17 protein-coding genes are annotated in these 16,075 nt (G+C 57.5%); 12 read left to right on the forward strand and 5 right to left on the reverse strand.

What is annotated here, in order from left to right; translation table 11 throughout:
• Positions 1-8: 8 nt before the first annotated feature.
• The 10 genes from ABIB60_RS20895 (at position 9) to ABIB60_RS20940 (ending at position 9,237) form a co-directional block, all read left to right on the forward strand.
• Entirely contained in the window at positions 9-365 is a 357-nt protein-coding gene (locus tag ABIB60_RS20895; RefSeq protein WP_354582312.1) for a hypothetical protein, read from the forward strand.
• 438 nt (positions 366-803) lie between these two features.
• On the forward strand, positions 804-1,169 hold the full coding sequence (locus tag ABIB60_RS20900) for a hypothetical protein (protein ID WP_315998306.1): 366 nt from the start codon (positions 804-806) through the stop codon (positions 1,167-1,169).
• On the forward strand, positions 1,170-1,766 hold the full coding sequence (locus ABIB60_RS20905) for a YceI family protein (RefSeq protein WP_354582313.1): 597 nt from the start codon (positions 1,170-1,172) through the stop codon (positions 1,764-1,766). It abuts the gene before it with no gap.
• Positions 1,767-1,804: 38 nt separating this feature from the next.
• Positions 1,805-2,731, forward strand: coding sequence for a DUF5777 family beta-barrel protein (locus ABIB60_RS20910; RefSeq protein ID WP_354582314.1), 927 nt, complete (start codon positions 1,805-1,807; stop codon positions 2,729-2,731).
• A gap of 43 nt (positions 2,732-2,774) precedes the next feature.
• Positions 2,775-3,218 carry a CHRD domain-containing protein gene (locus tag ABIB60_RS20915; RefSeq protein WP_354582315.1) on the forward strand — a complete coding sequence of 148 codons (444 nt, stop codon included), beginning with the start codon at positions 2,775-2,777 and terminating at the stop codon, positions 3,216-3,218.
• 138 nt (positions 3,219-3,356) lie between these two features.
• Complete coding sequence (locus tag ABIB60_RS20920) at positions 3,357-5,201, forward strand: ABC transporter ATP-binding protein (protein WP_354582316.1); 1,845 nt, start codon at positions 3,357-3,359, stop codon at positions 5,199-5,201.
• A gap of 128 nt (positions 5,202-5,329) precedes the next feature.
• Positions 5,330-5,773 (forward strand): hypothetical protein, encoded by a 444-nt coding sequence (locus tag ABIB60_RS20925; protein ID WP_354582317.1) that lies wholly within the window; start codon positions 5,330-5,332, stop codon positions 5,771-5,773.
• A gap of 12 nt (positions 5,774-5,785) precedes the next feature.
• Positions 5,786-6,376: a D-sedoheptulose 7-phosphate isomerase gene (gene lpcA, locus ABIB60_RS20930; protein WP_354582318.1), complete on the forward strand. Its 591-nt coding sequence runs from the start codon at positions 5,786-5,788 to the stop codon at positions 6,374-6,376.
• 163 nt (positions 6,377-6,539) lie between these two features.
• Positions 6,540-8,078: a YifB family Mg chelatase-like AAA ATPase gene (locus ABIB60_RS20935; protein ID WP_354582319.1), complete on the forward strand. Its 1,539-nt coding sequence runs from the start codon at positions 6,540-6,542 to the stop codon at positions 8,076-8,078.
• A 124-nt stretch (positions 8,079-8,202) separates the two neighbouring features.
• Positions 8,203-9,237 (forward strand): quinone-dependent dihydroorotate dehydrogenase, encoded by a 1,035-nt coding sequence (locus ABIB60_RS20940; RefSeq protein WP_354582384.1) that lies wholly within the window; start codon positions 8,203-8,205, stop codon positions 9,235-9,237.
• A gap of 186 nt (positions 9,238-9,423) precedes the next feature.
• On the opposite strand, the gene ABIB60_RS20945 is transcribed toward ABIB60_RS20940, so the two are convergent.
• The gene (locus ABIB60_RS20945; protein WP_354582320.1) at positions 9,424-10,074 is read right to left on the reverse strand and encodes a DUF2306 domain-containing protein; all 651 of its coding nucleotides are present in this window, start codon (positions 10,072-10,074) and stop codon (positions 9,424-9,426) included.
• Positions 10,075-10,239: 165 nt separating this feature from the next.
• Positions 10,240-11,343: an acyloxyacyl hydrolase gene (locus ABIB60_RS20950; RefSeq protein ID WP_354582321.1), complete on the reverse strand. Its 1,104-nt coding sequence runs from the start codon at positions 11,341-11,343 to the stop codon at positions 10,240-10,242.
• A gap of 275 nt (positions 11,344-11,618) precedes the next feature.
• Here ABIB60_RS20950 and ABIB60_RS20955 point away from each other — a divergent pair, with 275 nt between their 5' ends.
• Together ABIB60_RS20955 and ABIB60_RS20960 are read left to right on the forward strand one after the other, a co-directional pair.
• A complete protein-coding gene (locus ABIB60_RS20955) occupies positions 11,619-12,374 on the forward strand; it encodes a porin family protein (RefSeq protein ID WP_354582322.1) in 756 nt (251 codons plus the stop codon).
• A gap of 174 nt (positions 12,375-12,548) precedes the next feature.
• A complete protein-coding gene (locus ABIB60_RS20960; protein WP_354582323.1) occupies positions 12,549-13,208 on the forward strand; it encodes a porin family protein in 660 nt (219 codons plus the stop codon).
• Positions 13,209-13,278: 70 nt separating this feature from the next.
• Here the strand turns inward: ABIB60_RS20960 and ABIB60_RS20965 are convergent, their stop codons facing one another.
• The 3 genes from ABIB60_RS20965 to plsY form a co-directional block, all read right to left on the reverse strand.
• Positions 13,279-14,643, reverse strand: a complete 1,365-nt coding sequence (locus ABIB60_RS20965) for a dipeptidase (RefSeq protein WP_354582324.1) — start codon at positions 14,641-14,643, stop codon at positions 13,279-13,281.
• Between the two features lie 86 nt (positions 14,644-14,729).
• The gene (locus ABIB60_RS20970; RefSeq protein ID WP_354582325.1) at positions 14,730-15,293 is read right to left on the reverse strand and encodes a hypothetical protein; all 564 of its coding nucleotides are present in this window, start codon (positions 15,291-15,293) and stop codon (positions 14,730-14,732) included.
• 5 nt (positions 15,294-15,298) lie between these two features.
• Positions 15,299-15,940 carry a glycerol-3-phosphate 1-O-acyltransferase PlsY gene (gene plsY, locus ABIB60_RS20975; RefSeq protein ID WP_354582326.1) on the reverse strand — a complete coding sequence of 214 codons (642 nt, stop codon included), beginning with the start codon at positions 15,938-15,940 and terminating at the stop codon, positions 15,299-15,301.
• Positions 15,941-16,075: the final 135 nt, after the last annotated feature.

Below are 16,075 nucleotides of genomic sequence, written 5' to 3' on the forward strand. Positions count from 1 at the left end.
CCCCGAGTATGCGTCACGAATCGGCTACTACGCTGCTGTACCGCCCCGTTAACCAGGCTGAGCTGGACTTGATTGCGGCCTCGGGGTGGGTAGCGTTTCCGCCCCGCCTGCCGGAGCAGCCATTCTTCTACCCCGTACTCAATGAGCAGTACGCCGCTCAAATTGCCCGCGACTGGAACGTGCCCTACTACGGCGTGGGCTACGTGCTCCGGTTTGCAGTGGAAGCCGACTATGCCGACCAGTTTCCGGTGCAGAACGTGGGCAACTGGGAACATAATGAGCTCTGGGTGCCTGCTGAAGAACTGCCTGAGTTTAACAACCATATCGTAGGCCAAATTGAGGTAGTCAGTATATTCTCTGCTTAGCCTCGGCACCTGTTTTACCCAGTAAGCCCTTGCCATTCAGGCAAGGGCTTTTTTGTGATTAATACTTCGTCATTCAGAGTCAGGGGTAGCACTTATCCAATACGCAGCAGAAGTTGCGCAAGCTCAACAGTATGAAAGTGAGGCATTGCAAGCAGGTATGTTCGTCTTCCAACGGCACCCGTTCGTCTTGATATAGCATCATTTCAGCTAATCATCGGGCTATTTCAGAGGGTAGAGAAATACGAAGGGGATTCTACTGCGTAGGTTTGCTTCAATCCGGGAAATAGTTCCCGAATTTAGAAATATGTGCATCTGGACCCACCGCTTTGCCAGCCGCCTGCCGGCAGCAGAGTACCAACAACGGGTCTAGGTTCTCGTTACCTACCGCCTCCTGAAACGCTGCTTGGCAGCGCTGATACCCGCCCATTTCCCATACCTATGTTGCAACGCTACTATCTGTTTTGCTTATTAGCCCTGCTCAGCAGCTGCGCCTATGACAGCGCCGACGAGCTTGTGAAGCCCGTGCAGCCATGCACCACGCCCACCACAGTAAGCTACGCCCTGAACATCTCACCCCTGCTGGACCGCAACTGCCGCAGCTGCCACAACTCGGTGCTGCTTACCGGCAACGTGAACCTGGATAACCTGTCGGAGATACAAACCCGGGCCAAAACTGGCCAGTTGATGGGCGTAGTCACGCACGCGCCCGGTTTTCAGCAGATGCCCCAGGGCGGAGCCAAACTCTCTGATTGTGACATTGCTCTTCTACAGCAGTGGGTAACGGCTGGAGCCCCCAATAACTAAATGGGCTTGCCACGTGCGCGCCAGGTGGCGCTACTGCGGTGGGGAATACTGGTTTTGCTGACTATTGGCGTATTAGAAAGCCAGGGCCAGGGCCGCTACATGACCCAAACCGGCTCGGTCAGCTTCTTCTCCACCAGCATCATCGAAGATATTGAGGCGCATACCGAGGAGGTATCGGCCATTTTCGACCTGCAGAACGGACAGCTGGCCTTTAGCATCCCCATCAAGTCGTTCCAGTTTAAGCGCACCCTCATGCAGGAGCACTTCAATGAGAACTACATGGAGACGGGGCGTTTTCCGAAAGCCACGTTCCGGGGCAAGGTGCAGGACCTGAACACGGGCGCCCTGCTGAAAGGTGGCTCGCAACGGATAACGGTGGAAGGGGACATTACCATCCACGGAGTAACGCGCCGCATTACCGTACCGGGCGTGCTCGAACTCAGCCAAGGCTCTTTGCTGGTAAACGCTTATTTCAGCGTGGCCCCGGCCGATTACAACATTGAAATTCCGCTGCTGGTGCGCGAAAATATTGCCAAAGTAGTGGGCGTAAAAGTGCGCCTCACTTGTGAGCAGGCCGCCCAGATTTCGGCTAAATAACCCTTTTGGTTTTCTCCTTACCCCTTCATTTCTGCGCTATGCGGCTACACTTTTACGATTATTTTATCCGGGTAGGGGCGGCTCTGCTACTAGTGCTGGGGCTGGCAGCGCCGGCGCTGGCCCAGGACAATGACCTGCTGGGCCAACTGGAAAAACAGGCTACGGCCCAGCCCACCCGCGAGGCCGTGCACGCCACCTTCAAAAGCACCCGCCTCATCAATGGCCACACCATCGAAACGCCCGGGCAGGGCACCATGGTTTTTCTGATTTCGCACCGTTTTGGCACCCTTAACAGCGGCGCCTACAACTTCTTCGGCCTCGACCAAGCCACCATCCGCCTGGGCCTGGAATACGCCCTGACCGACCACCTGGAAATTGGCGTGGGCCGCAGCTCGGTAGGGAAGGCATTGGATGGGTTTCTGAAGTACCGCGCCATCACCCAAACCACTGGCCCCCGCGCCATGCCAGTGAGCCTGACGCTGTTCAGCAGCGCTGCCCTCACCACCCTGAAGTACAACGACAACATCGACCACACGCTGCCGCGTCGGCTGGTGTACTCCTATCAGGCCCTTATTGCCCGCAAGTTCAATGATAACCTCTCCTTGCAGGTAATGCCCACGCTGGTGCACCGCAACCTGGTAATGGAATCGGGGGATGCCAACGACGTATACGCCCTGGGCATCGGGGGCCGCCAGAAAATTACCAAGCGCACTTCCATCAACCTGGAGTACTACTACCTGATGCGCGACAACAAGCCCACCGGCGTGCGCAACGCCGTAGCGGCCGGCCTGGATATTGAAACCGGCGGGCACGTTTTCCAGCTGCACGTAACCAACTCCCAGGGCATGATTGAGCAGCACTTCGTGAGCGAAACCCGGGGCAATTTCTTCGACGGTGACATTTATTTCGGCTTCAATGTGAACCGCAACTTCACCGTGAGGCCCAAAAAAGGCTTCCGCAACTAACGACTTCTTCTTACTCAGTTTTCCCTTTTTCACCTCAACTCCCATGCTACACAAGATTACTTCCCTAGTACTGGCCGCCGGCTTGCTTACCCTCGGCGCCTGCAACAACGACGACGATGACGCGACGCCCGCGAGCAACATGGTAAACGTGGCCGCCACGCTGGATGGCAAGCAGGAAGTACCCGCCAACTCCTCCACGGCCACCGGCGCCATGACCGGCACTTACGACAAGAGCACGAACACCATTACCTACCGGGTTACTTACCAAGGCATCACCCCCTTGGCTGGTCACCTGCACGTGGGTGCACCAACCGTGAACGGCGGCACTTTCGTGACATTTGCTAATGTGGGTACCTCCCCCATCACCGGTACTGCCACCATTTCGGATGCCGACGAGGTGAAGCTGCTCAGCGGCGAAACCTACGTGAACCTGCACACGCAGGCTTACCCCAACGGTGAAATCCGTGGCAACATGACGGTAAAGTAATTCCCTGGCGAAATCGTCTGACGATACACAGCCCCCGGCGCGCAGGTGCCGGGGGCTGTGTGCGTTCCGGGGGTGCTGTGGCTGGCCTTACAGCGCCTTATGCCCCGCCGCAGGGAATGCCCTACCTTTGCCGTCCCGATGAAGACCTACCTCCGCATTCTGCAATACGCCCGCCCCTGGGCGGTATTTCTGCCGCAATACCTGCTGTTCACCGTGCTGACTATCTTTTTCAGCATTGGCAACTTCACGCTCATTATTCCGCTGCTGAGCGTGCTGTTCGACAAGACGGACAAGGTGCCGGCTAAAGCCCCCGACCAGGTACCCGGTTTCCAACCCACCATTCAGTGGGTGACGGATACGTTCAATTACTTCTTTGCCCAGGTACTGGAGCAGCGGGGTAAGCTGGGAGCCTTGGCATTTGTGTGCGTGGTGGTGGTGGTATCGGTGCTGCTGAGCAATGTATTCCGCTACCTGAGCCTGCGGCTGCTGGCTACGGTACGGGCCCGCGTTATCCGCAACCTGCGCCGCGACTTATATCACCGCATCATCAGCCTGCAGTTGGGCTTCTTTGGCAGTGAGCGGAAGGGAGACTTGATGTCGCGCTTTACGGCCGATGTGCAGGAGGTAGAAACCTCGGTAGTGAATACCATGACGGCCGTTATCAAGGAGCCGCTGACCATCATTGCTTACTTCATTGTACTGTTCCACATTTCGGTACCGCTCACGCTGTTCACGCTGATTCTGTTACCCATTTCGGGCGGTATCATTGCCACGGTAGCCAAGCGCCTGCGCACCCAGGCCAAGCAGAGCCAGAGCACGTTGGGCACCATGCTGTCGGTAATTGATGAAACGCTGGGCGGCATCCGGGTTATCAAAGCGTTTAATGCGCAGGACTATATTAAAGGCAAGTTCGAGGACCAGAATGACCTGTACGCGCGCACTTCCCGCACCATTGACAACACCCGCGACCTGGCCTCTCCCTTTTCCGAATTTGCGGGCGTGTCAGTAGTAGCCGGGCTGCTGTACTTTGGCGGCACGCTGATTTTGGGCGGGCAAACCGCGCTTACCGGCGAAACCTTTATCGGCTACGTGGTGCTGTTTTCGCAGGTACTCACGCCGGCTAAGGCCCTGTCGGCTTCGTTCGGCAATATTCAGCGGGGGCTGGTGGCCGGGGAACGGGTGCTGTCCATCATTGATACCGAGCCGGCCATTCGGGATAAGCCCGATGCGAAGCTGCTGCCGGCTTTTGAGCAGCAGATTGAGCTGCGCAACCTGCAGTTCAGCTACGGCGACGTGCCCGTGCTCCAGGACATCAACCTAACCATTCCCAAAGGCAAAACCGTAGCCTTGGTAGGCCCCAGCGGCGGCGGCAAAAGCACCCTGGCCGACCTGCTGCCCCGTTTCTACGACCCCACCGGTGGGCAGCTGCTCATTGACGGCCACGACGTGCGCGACTGCACCATTCACTCCGTGCGCGACCAGATGGGCATTGTAACGCAGGAAAGTATCCTGTTCAACGACACCATCTTCAACAACATCCGCTTTAACACCGAGGCCACCGAAGCCGAGGTGCTGGAAGCCGCCCGCATTGCCAACGCCCACGACTTTATCACGGCCTCGCCGGATGGTTACCAGACCATGATTGGGGACCGGGGCAGCCGTCTGAGCGGAGGCCAGCGGCAGCGCCTGAGCATTGCCCGCGCCATTTTGCGCAACCCACCCATTCTGATTCTGGATGAAGCTACCTCGGCCCTCGATACCGAAAGCGAAAAACTGGTGCAGGAAGCCCTCACGCGCCTCATGCAAAACCGCACCAGCCTGGTAATTGCCCACCGCCTAAGCACCGTGCAGCACGCCGACGAAATTGTGGTGCTGCAGCACGGCCGCATTGCGGAGCGCGGCACTCATGAGGAGCTACTGCGCCGGGGCGGCCTTTACCAGCGCCTTAATACCATGCAGGCTACTAACGCGGCGTTGGCCTAAGCGGCTGGATGAATACAGCAGAGCTGGCTTCAACCACTGTATTGTTGAGTTGCTATATTTAGTCCGTAAATCGGGCTCTGCCGTATGACGGGCTGAATCCCCTCTTCCACCACAACCTTCCTTCGCTCATGCTTGCTCTTAAACGATTGGTAACTATTCTGGTCATGGTATTTCTGCTGCTGGCGCTGTTAGTCCTGCTGGTGCCCTCAGTGCAGAGTAGTTTTGCCAGTATGGCGGGTTCGCCGGAAAGCCTGTATTCTGGTTTGTTTATTGCCGCAGCAGTGCTGCTGGGCTTGCAACTGCTCACCGAAAACCTGGACAGCGTAATGCTGCGCCGGGATGTGGCCGCCCGGGAAGGCAAAATCAACGAGTTGAAGGCCCGTCTCTACGACCACCAGCTAGACCAGCAGCGCACCGCCGAGCGGCCCCCAGTTGTGCCCCGCACTGGCGTTACCACCTACCCTGATTCCTACCAGCCCACGTTCCCCGAGTCGGACCCCGCCCTGCCTAACGCCCCCATCGACCAGCCCAACTCTATCATTCCGCCGAATAAGCCCAACTACCCGGCGTAATTCCTGCCTCCCGTGACGCACACTTCGCTTACCGACCTTATCCACACCGAGCTTACCGAGGCCCAGACCGTGCTTGAGCGGTTTGTGCAGGACGCGGCCAACCTCCTGGCCATTGAGCAGGCCGCGCGCCTGATAGCTGCCAGCCTTAATGCCGGCGGTAAAGTCCTGACCTGCGGCAATGGCGGCTCCCTCTGCGACGCCCAGCACTTTGCCGAGGAGCTTACCGGCCGCTACCGCCAGAACCGCCGCGCCCTGGCTGCCATTGCCCTCACCGAGGCTTCTCACATGAGCTGCGTGGCCAACGACTTCGGCTACGACCACGTGTTCAGCCGCTTCGTGGAGGCCCTGGGCCGCCCCGGCGACGTACTGCTGGCCATCAGCACCAGCGGCAACTCCCCCAACGTGCTGCTGGCCGCCGAGGCCGCCCGTAGCCAGGCGATGCGCGTGGTAAGCCTCACCGGCAAGGATGGTGGCCAGTTAGCCGGAATCAGCGACGTGGAAATCCGGGTGCCGCACACCGGCTACGCCGACCGGATCCAGGAAGTACACATCAAGGCCATTCACATCATGATTATGCTAATTGAGCAGTTGGTGAAGCCCTAGCCGGCATACGCCCTGCCTAAGGCCACTACAAGGACCTTTTTACGCTGAAAAACGCCGGATAACGGGGTATTTCGGCGTAAAAAGGTCCTTTGTATTGTTGAGGTTAATCGTATCTTCCGCTCGTTGTATTCAAGTATTCACGTTCAGTTTCGCTTCACTAGCTATGCTTACCAAAACCTTCGGTTCGGCCGTGCAAGGGGTTAACGCGTATACTATTACCATTGAAGTAGTTGTATCCATGGGCACGGGGTTTTACGTGGTGGGCCTGCCCGATAATGCCATCAAGGAAAGCCAGCAGCGGGTGGAGGCGGCTCTGAAGTTCCGGGGATACCGCATGCCCCGCACCAAGGTGGTGGTGAACATGGCTCCGGCCGACATTCGCAAGGAGGGCTCGGCCTATGATTTGCCCATTGCCGTGGGCATCCTGCACGCCTCCCAACAACTTACCACCGAGCGGCTGGGCGAGTACGTGCTCATGGGAGAACTGTCGTTGGATGGGGAGTTGAGGCCCGTGCGGGGCGTGCTGCCCATTGCCATTCAGGCCCGCAAAGAGGGCTTCAAGGGCTTTATTCTGCCCCAGGAAAACGCCCGGGAGGCCGCCATTGTCAACAACCTCGATATTATTCCGGTGAGCACCATGCAGGAGGCCGTGGACTTTCTGGAAGGCCGCCAGCACATTGAGCCAGTGGTTATTGATACCCGGGACGTATTTCAGCAGGCCGCCAACCAGTACGCCGCCGACTTTGCCGACGTGCAGGGCCAGGAAAACATCAAGCGGGCGCTGGAAATTGCCGCCGCCGGGGGCCACAACGTGATTATGATCGGCCCGCCCGGCGCGGGCAAAACCATGCTGGCCAAGCGCCTGCCCAGCGTGTTGCCGGCCCTGAGTATGCAGGAAGCCCTGGAAAGCACCAAAATCCACTCGGTGGCCGGCAAGCTGGGCGCCAATGCCTCCCTGCTGAATACGCGCCCCTTCCGCAGCCCGCACCACACGATTTCCGATGTGGCTTTGGTAGGCGGCGGTGGCAACCCGCAGCCGGGCGAAATATCCCTGGCCCACAACGGCGTGCTGTTCCTGGATGAGTTGCCGGAGTTTAAGCGCACCGTGCTGGAAGTAATGCGCCAGCCGCTGGAGGAGCGCCGCGTCACCATTTCCCGAGCCAAAGTCAGCATTGACTTCCCGGCCAACTTCATGCTCATTGCTAGTATGAACCCCTGCCCGTGCGGCTACTATAACCACCCCGAGAAAGAGTGCGTGTGCGGGCCCGGCGTGGTGCAGCGCTACCTCAACAAAGTATCGGGGCCGCTGCTGGACCGCATTGATTTGCACGTGGAGGTAACCCCCGTCACCTTCGACCAGATGACGGAAACGCGCCGCTCCGAGGACAGCCGCACCATTCAGGCGCGGGTGGAGCAGGCCCGCCAGAAGCAGACCGAGCGGTTCGGGGAATTTCCCGAAATTCACTCCAACGCCATGATGCCCTCCCAAATGGTCAAGGATATCTGCCGCATTGATGCCGCCGGCCTCACGCTGCTGAAAACGGCCATGGAGCGCCTCGGCCTCTCGGCCCGGGCCTACGACCGAATCCTGAAAGTGGCCCGCACCATTGCCGATTTGGCCAGCTCCGAGGAAATTCAGTTGCCCCACTTGGCGGAGGCCATCCAGTACCGTAGCCTCGACCGGGAAGGCTGGGCGGGGTAGGTGGTGATTTAGTGAGTTGGTGATTTAGTGAGTTTACTACTTGCCCGCTGCAAACAACCAACTCACTAAATCACCAACTCACTAAATCACCAACTCACTAAATCACCGTTACTTTTGCGGCGTGATATACAACGCCTTGGTTAAGCCCCTGCTTTTTCGGTTGGATGCGGAAAAAGCCCACCATTTGGTATTCAACAACCTGAAGCGAGCCTACCGCCTGCCGGCCGCGGCGGCCGCGTTGCGTGGCCTTTACGGTTTGCGCCACCCCAACCTGGAGCGGGAGGTGTTCGGGTTGCGCTTCCAGAACCCAGTGGGGTTAGCGGCGGGCTTCGACAAAAATGCTGAACTGACAACTGAACTGGCGGCCCTGGGGTTTGGCTTTGTAGAGATTGGGACGGTAACTCCCCGGCCTCAACCCGGCAACCCCACGCCCCGGCTGTTTCGCCTGCCCCAGGACGGGGCGTTGCTGAACCGCATGGGCTTCAACAACCACGGGGCCGAAGCGGCGGCGGCCCGCCTACGCCAGCGCCGCCCCGAAGGGTTGATTATCGGCGGCAACATTGGCAAGAACAAGGACACGCCCAACGAGCAAGCGGCCCAGGACTACGTGGCCTGCGTGGAGGCCTTGCACGAGGTGGTGGACTATTTTGTGGTGAACGTATCGTCGCCGAACACGCCGGGGCTGCGGCAGCTGCAGGAGCGGGAGCCGCTGATTCAGCTGTTGCAGCAGGTGCAGGAGCGCAACCAAGCGCTGCCCAAGCCCCGGCCGCTGCTGCTCAAAATTGCCCCCGACCTCACCGATTCCCAGCTCGATGACATTCTGCTGATTGCCCGCGAAACCAACCTTAGCGGCCTGGTAGCCACCAACACTACCATCAGCCGGGATGGCCTCACTACGCCGGCCGCGCAGGTTGCCGGCCTGGGCGCGGGCGGCCTCAGTGGCAAGCCCCTGCGGCAGCGGGCTACCGAGGTAATTCGCTACCTGAGTCAGCACAGCCGGGGCCAGTTGCCCATTATTGGGGTAGGCGGGATTCACTCGGCCGCCGATGCGCGGGAAAAACTGGAAGCTGGCGCCTCCCTGCTCCAGCTCTACACTGGCTTCATCTACGAAGGCCCGGCCCTGGTGCGGCAGATTAACAGTGCACTGGTGAAGTTGTAAAACTGTCATTACGAGCAGCACGAGGCAATCTTTCCTTCCAATGGCACTAAAAGGTAAAAAGCAAAAAGCCTCTGACATCCGTGCTGGCGTCAGGGGATTTCTGCTTTTCCGGGCTTCTAGACAGGAAGGCTTGCTTCGGTTTCCGGCCTCGCAATGACATGCCCGACATCTTACCACTTCACAAACTCACAATTTCACCACTTCACCCGTAGGCGCGTAGCGGCGCTGCAGCCAGATGAGCAGAGGTACTAGCACCAACGTGGGCCAGAGGAAATTGAGGGGAAAAGCAATAAACTTGAGGCTGGTGGCCGAAAACGCCGATACCGCCGCAATGTAGGCACCCACGAAGCCCGAAATATGGTTGCGCAGCCATTGGCCGGCAGGCCAGGGCCCCGGCCGCCGGAACGCCCACAGCTGCCGTAGCGTCGTCATCAGACCAATGCCTCCAAACACCAGCATTACCACGTTGAACGGCCGCGCCCACAAGCCATAGCCCAGCGTTCCGGCAAAAACTGCCAGGCCCAGTAAGGCACTCGCCCAGTCATAAAGGCCGGGCCGCTGACCGGCGCCCATACTCCTGTGGTACAGGGAGCGGTACCCAAACTGCGCCAGATACAGGCTGAATATGCCCGTCAACAGCAGAAATGTAAGGCCTTTAAAACTAGCTGCTACAATGGCCGTGGTACCCGCCACCAGCATGGCATATAAGAACATCTTGCCCCACAGCCGGTGCGCCGGGCCACCTTTACGCACCAGTAGTGCTACCGGGGCCACGAAGAATCCGGTAAAGCCAGCGGCAATGTGCAGCCAGCGGTTCAGCAATAAAAAGGTTTCCATGAGAAGAGAGGGTGAGTAGTTGAGGAGGGGTAGCTAGGCAAAAGTGCCTGCTTAAGCACAGAGTCGCAATTACCACTTACTCAAGTGCGCCTACCGCCTTCCGAACCCTCACATCCGTTTTCCCAACTGTTCTTTTGAACGGGTATTTGCTTACTCAAGCACTTTCTACAACCTCACTCCTACCCGGCACTCCACTACATCGGCGGAGCCGCCGTGTACTTTCAGGTCAACGTTGCCGAACACCCGATCAGTGAAATGGTACTTCAGGCCTAGCCGCTCGTAGTAGAAGTTGTTGGATTTGTAGGGATTGTACACATAGACGCCCAGGTGCGACACAAACGCCAGCCGTCCGAACAGCAGCTCATGGCCCACGTACACCCCAGCCTTCTTTACATCGGGTGAGCGGCTGTCGGCCTGGGCCGTGTCTCGCACCTGCGCTAGTAGGCTCCGGTCATAAAACCCCTCAACGCCAGCTACCAGGCTGCTTTTGCGGTTTACGCGCCGGCCCACGGCCAGCGTCACGGAGTTCACCCAATAGCGGCGGTGGTCGGTGGTATTGCGCTGCTTCCAGCCTACTGAGCTACTCAAATTCCAGAAAGTATGACCGATGTCGGTCGGCTCGGGTGCGGGCGCGGTGCTCAGCGGCCGGAACGGGCGCTGCTGATGGTAATTAAGCCCTACTAGCACGGTTGGCAGGTTCACCCCGAAATTGGGTTTTGTGGTAGCACCATTGGAATAATGATTCAGCCCCAACCCCAGCAACAGCCCCAAGTGCTGCGTCAGGGCCACATCGTACTCCAGGTGGGTTTGGATGGTGGCGTTGAGGGCCGAGCTGACGATGGTGTTTTTGTGGTTGGTATCCGAATTGTAGCGCACCGGAAAGTAGCCCACACCCGTACCAATGCGAAAATTCAGCTCCTGCCGCCGGGTGCGCCAAAACGACTTATTAATGTAGGCCGTAGCGGCATAAGAGCGGCCCAGCACCGGGTTATGGTAGTCGTAATACACCAACGCCAGGCCCACTTTAGGGTAGCGGTACCAGGCATGCCAGGGTTCCGAGCCGTTCGTTTGGCGCTGCAGGTTCAGTTCCACCCCGGTCGGGTGTGATACGGCCAAGTGCTTAACGGCCGCTGTGTGTCCCAGGATAAAGCTGCCTTGTCCATACGCCCCCACCACCCACGGGGCAGCGGGCTGATGCTGAGCCTGCACTTTTTGTACTCCTCCCCAGCAAAGCAGCCCAAGCAGCAGCTGCCTGTTCCAAAGTATCATACGTTCAATAGCAAGCACCCTAGCCAAAAGTAGCACAATCAGGCCGTTACTGTTCCGGAAACCCGCAGGATTTATGCCCGCGGTAATTCTCTACTACTGTTGGGGTTAATTGGAAACACCGAGGTTTCACCAAGATGATTCTCAAATTAAATATGACTTTTACCGCAACCCTGGTACCACAACTTACGGTATGAGCCCCTGAAAACCACGAAAGACGTGGCTGTGCAGTTGAGAATGACGCTGTTGGTATGTGCGTCCAAATCACCCCCATTGACATGAAAAAAGTTGCTCTCCTGGCCGCCCTGGGCGTTGCCTCTGTTTCCGCCGTACACGCTCAGGACGCTGGCGGCTTCCGCCTCGGTGTGAAAGTGGGTGGTACCTACTCCAACATTTCCGGCGACAATGTAAGCCAGATTACTGGCGCTGGCTACAGCACCGACCTGGGCGACTACAAACTGGGCTACAATGCCGGGGTAGGCGTGAGCATTCCGCTTTCTTCGGATGGCTTCTTCTCCTTTGCACCGGAACTGCTCTACAACCGCAAGGGCTACGAAATTCAATCAAAGCAAACGGGCAGCCTAGGCACTGAGAACGGCAAAACAGTAGAGAGCCGCGAAATTGAACAACAACGTGTGCTACACTACCTGGATGTGCCGCTGCTCGCCAGAATCAACGCGGGCGGCTTGTTCTTTGAATTAGGCCCACAGGTGAGCTACCTGTTCGGCTCGAAGAACAAGCAACAAACCACCACCAAATACACGGACGGCACCAAGGTTAAATCTGATAACGACGGTGTTTTCCGCGACTACACGGGTTTCAGCCGCGACGAAGCCTACAAGTCTGATTTAGCCCAGTTTGACATCAGCGGGGTGGCTGGCGTGGGCTACATGACCGACGGCGGTATCAGCCTGGGTCTGCGCTACGCTCGGGGCTTCAACTCCCTCATCGACACCAAAGACCAGGACAACGAGCCGAAAGCATTCAACAACGCCTTCACTCTGCAACTGGGCTACCTGATTCCGACGAAATAGTTGGATCAACGTATCAGAATAGCTGCTTCCACCGCGTGGGGGCAGCTATTTTTTTGGTTGATGCATACTCCTTTGCCTATGTATCTGCGTTTAAGGCAGGGTGCTGGCACGCTTTTCGTTCAGCCGGTTTAGTTCCATGCAGTTCCCCTTTCTCACTCCAATTCTGTTGTGCTCATGAAAAAGTCAGTACTGGCCGCTGCGGCCCTGCTCGCTACTGTTGCCATTTCCGAGTCGAAGGCGCAAGGCATCCGCTTCGGCCTGAAAGCCGGGGGCAACCTCTCCAACCTCTCAGGTGATTTGACGGACGAGGACCGGTACGAAAACAAGTTTGGTTTCCACGGCGGGGCTATGCTCAATATCGGCCTGCTCGATGATGGTTTCCTCTCCATTCAGCCGGAGGTATTATTCTCGCAGAAAGGCTTCAAGTTTGCCGAGAATCAGGCCTTTGGGTTGTACCAGTACAGCGGCAGCCGCACCTACAACTACATTGATGTGCCGGTGCTGTTGAAGGTTAATGCCGACGGGTTCTTTTTTGAGGCAGGTCCGCAGTACAGCTACCTGATGAAGGTAAAGGACGAAACCCAACGCAGCCTCAACGGCACCGTGTTTACGAACTACTCCGGCACCCAAAACCTGGACAATGTGAACCGCAACGAAATTGGGTACGCCGCCGGACTGGGCTTTCAGTCCGATGCTGGCTTCCTGATTGGTATCCGCTATAATGGCTCCTTCACCGATTTTGCCAAGGACGGCTACACCGGCGACGCCGACGTGCGCAACGCCCGCAACTCGGTATTTCAGGCGTCGGTAGGCTTCCTGCTGCCCGGCAAATAGAATCATTTGAACATAGAAAAGCCCGGCTATCTGTCCAGATAGCCGGGCTTTTTGTTGAGTTTATGCCAGCTTAGCCCTTTACGGCCGCCGCATAGTTGCGGTAGAAGTGCGGGATGGTTTCGATGCCTTTCAGGAAGTTGAACACGCCGTAATGCTCATTGGGCGAGTGAATGGCGTCAGAGTCCAGGCCGAAGCCGAGCAGTACGGTATCCAGGCCCAACTCGCTCTTGAACATGGCCACGATAGGAATAGAGCCGCCGCCGCGCGTGGGGATGGGGCGCTTGCCGAAGGTAGTTTCCATAGCATCGGCCGCGGCTTTGTAGGCTACCGAGTCGGTGGGCGTAACTACCGGCTCACCGCCGTGATGGGGCTTCACCTTCACCGTAACGCCGCTGGGGGCAATGCTTTCGAAGTGCTTCTGGAACAGGGCCGTAATTTCATCGGAAGTCTGGTTGGGCACCAAGCGCATCGAAATTTTGGCGTAGGCCTTGGAGGCAATAACCGTTTTGGCGCCCTCGCCGGTGTAGCCGCCCCAGATGCCGTTCACGTCCAGCGTGGGCCGGATGCCGATGCGCTCCACGGTGGTATAGCCTTTTTCGCCGTAGGTATCGGGCAGGCCGATGCTCTGTTTGAACTCGTCGTCGGAGTGCGGCACGCGGTTCAGTTCGGCGCGCTCCTCCTCCGTCAGCACGGCTACATTGTTGTAGAACTCGGGGATGGTGATGTGGTTGTTCTCGTCGTGCAGCGAGGCAATCATCTTGCAGAGCACATTGATGGGGTTGGCCACGGCACCGCCGTAGAGGCCAGAGTGCAGGTCCCGGTTGGGGCCGGTTACCTCCACCTCGTGGTAGCTCAGGCCGCGCAGCCCCACTTCAATGCTGGGCTCATCGTTGGCCAGCATGCCGGTGTCAGAAATCAGGATAACGTCGGCTTTCAGCTTCTCCTTGTTGGCGCGCACGAAGATGCCGAGGTTGTTGGAGCCGATTTCCTCCTCGCCTTCAATCATCACCTTGATGTTGCAGGGCAGGCCGCCCTCTTGGTTCATCACCTCCAAGGCCTTTACGTGCATGTACACCTGGCCTTTATCGTCACAGGCGCCGCGGGCGTAAATCTTCTCGTCCTTGATAACCGGCTCAAACGGGGGTGAATCCCACAGCTCGTAGGGGTCGGCGGGCTGCACGTCGTAGTGGCCGTACACCAGCACGGTGGGCAGGCTGGGGTCAATGATTTTCTCGCCGTACACGATGGGGTTGCCGGCCGTGGGGCAGAGCTCCACGTTTTCCAGGCCGACTTCCAGGAAGCGGGCTTTCAGGTACTCGGCGGCCCGCAGTACGTCGCCGTGAAACTTGGGGTCGGCGGAAACCGACGGAATACGGAGCCAGTCGAGGAGTTCGGTGAGGAAACGCTGCTGGTTCTGCTCGAGGTAGGAAGCCATGCGGGGTGGTTTAGGGGTTGGAAATGCGGGGTAAAGGTAGCCAACGAATCAAATGAAGTACATTCTCTATCATCAGCAGAGTCTGTTCATTTAATAAAGCCCTCAAGCATATCTACTAATACGCTTCTGGGGTCCTTCTCTAGCTGCTTAGGGGCCTCACCGGGTAGTGCTTTTCCCACTTTCTTCAATTGATGACGCTGACAGTTCCGCACATTGTAATGCCCAACTTTATTCGGCAGATATACTACTATATAGTATCCCATATCATGGGATTGATTACACCGCTGAAGTTCTGGCAAATCCCAGAATTTGTTCTGCGTATAGAACGCAAAAAGGGAGCCTACTTTATTACTGGTTTGAACGGCAATTGAGGGAATAGTGCAGTTGCGAAGCGTTTTAATAAAACCCTGTTTCTTTTTTATCCACACAATATGATAAACAGCGTCTTCGACAGTGCCATTATCATAATCATATAGAAAAGTCATAATACTATCGACACCAGCTTGCCGCAGCTGCGTAAGAGTAGTCGCCAGTTCTGTTTGCTGACAGGTATTTCCGTTTAAGCCTTGAACTCTTGCATTATGCCTTTTCTCTATTACGCACGAGGAAAACGCAAAACAGATTACTAATACAGATAACAGATTATACATTCCCACTACTTCTTATCCCAAGGCATGGGCACGCGGCTTTCGGTACCGGCGCGCAGGCGCTGGATATTGGCGCGGTGAGTATAGATGAGCAGCCCGGCCACCACGAAGCCAAACCACAAGAGTAGCTGGTTATCGGGACGGAAAGGGGGCAGTAGCTGGAGCAGGGCAAACGCCACCCCGGCCGACATGCTGCTCAGGGACACGTAGCGTGACACCAGCAGCACCGCAATGAACACCAGAATGCATACACCCACGGTAGCTGGGGCAATGGCCAGCATCACGCCCAGAATGGTGGCCACGCCCTTGCCGCCCCGGAACCCGGCCCAGATGGGGTAAATATGCCCCACCACCGCCAGCACTCCACAGGCCAGCTGGTAGTACAGCAGCTGCGAAGGCAGAATAGCACCCTGGTTCAGCATCACCATGGCCAAGGAGGTGGCAGCCCAACCCTTAAATACGTCCACGGCCATTACGAAGGAACCCGGCTTCTTGCCCAGCACTCGGAAGGTGTTGGTGGCCCCGGAGTTACCGGAGCCATGCTCCCGAATATCCAGCCCAAAAAACGCCCGCCCGACCCATAATGCCGTGGGAATAGAGCCAATGAGGTAAGCGGCCACCAGCAGGCCGAGCACTAAGGGGAGATTCATGCGGGAAGGGAGTAGCAGTTCAGTCGATGGGGTAAAGATACGGAGCCGGGACGCGGGCGTTGGCAGAAACCAGAACGGTCATGCTGAGCTTGCCGAAGCATCTCTACCGCTTCGTTGAGCTACACCTGCTAAAGC

The sequence above is a fragment of the Hymenobacter sp. UYP22 genome (genome assembly GCF_040547285.1).
Lineage (GTDB): Bacteria > Bacteroidota > Bacteroidia > Cytophagales > Hymenobacteraceae > Hymenobacter.

Excerpts from the sequence above, each read along its gene's own strand:
- ABIB60_RS20950 (WP_354582321.1), bottom strand. The coding sequence starts at position 11,343 with ATGATACTTTGGAACAGGCAGCTGCTGCTTGGGCTGCTTTGCTGGGGA.
- ABIB60_RS20970 (WP_354582325.1), bottom strand. The coding sequence starts at position 15,293 with ATGTATAATCTGTTATCTGTATTAGTAATCTGTTTTGCGTTTTCCTCG.
- ABIB60_RS20945 (WP_354582320.1), bottom strand. The coding sequence starts at position 10,074 with ATGGAAACCTTTTTATTGCTGAACCGCTGGCTGCACATTGCCGCTGGC.
- ABIB60_RS20935 (WP_354582319.1), top strand. The coding sequence starts at position 6,540 with ATGCTTACCAAAACCTTCGGTTCGGCCGTGCAAGGGGTTAACGCGTAT.
- ABIB60_RS20895 (WP_354582312.1), top strand. The coding sequence starts at position 9 with ATGCGTCACGAATCGGCTACTACGCTGCTGTACCGCCCCGTTAACCAG.
- ABIB60_RS20965 (WP_354582324.1), bottom strand. The coding sequence starts at position 14,643 with ATGGCTTCCTACCTCGAGCAGAACCAGCAGCGTTTCCTCACCGAACTC.
- plsY (WP_354582326.1), bottom strand. The coding sequence starts at position 15,940 with ATGAATCTCCCCTTAGTGCTCGGCCTGCTGGTGGCCGCTTACCTCATT.
- ABIB60_RS20900 (WP_315998306.1), top strand. The coding sequence starts at position 804 with ATGTTGCAACGCTACTATCTGTTTTGCTTATTAGCCCTGCTCAGCAGC.
- ABIB60_RS20960 (WP_354582323.1), top strand. The coding sequence starts at position 12,549 with ATGAAAAAGTCAGTACTGGCCGCTGCGGCCCTGCTCGCTACTGTTGCC.
- ABIB60_RS20915 (WP_354582315.1), top strand. The coding sequence starts at position 2,775 with ATGCTACACAAGATTACTTCCCTAGTACTGGCCGCCGGCTTGCTTACC.
- ABIB60_RS20920 (WP_354582316.1), top strand. The coding sequence starts at position 3,357 with ATGAAGACCTACCTCCGCATTCTGCAATACGCCCGCCCCTGGGCGGTA.
- ABIB60_RS20910 (WP_354582314.1), top strand. The coding sequence starts at position 1,805 with ATGCGGCTACACTTTTACGATTATTTTATCCGGGTAGGGGCGGCTCTG.
- ABIB60_RS20905 (WP_354582313.1), top strand. The coding sequence starts at position 1,170 with ATGGGCTTGCCACGTGCGCGCCAGGTGGCGCTACTGCGGTGGGGAATA.
- ABIB60_RS20925 (WP_354582317.1), top strand. The coding sequence starts at position 5,330 with ATGCTTGCTCTTAAACGATTGGTAACTATTCTGGTCATGGTATTTCTG.
- ABIB60_RS20955 (WP_354582322.1), top strand. The coding sequence starts at position 11,619 with ATGAAAAAAGTTGCTCTCCTGGCCGCCCTGGGCGTTGCCTCTGTTTCC.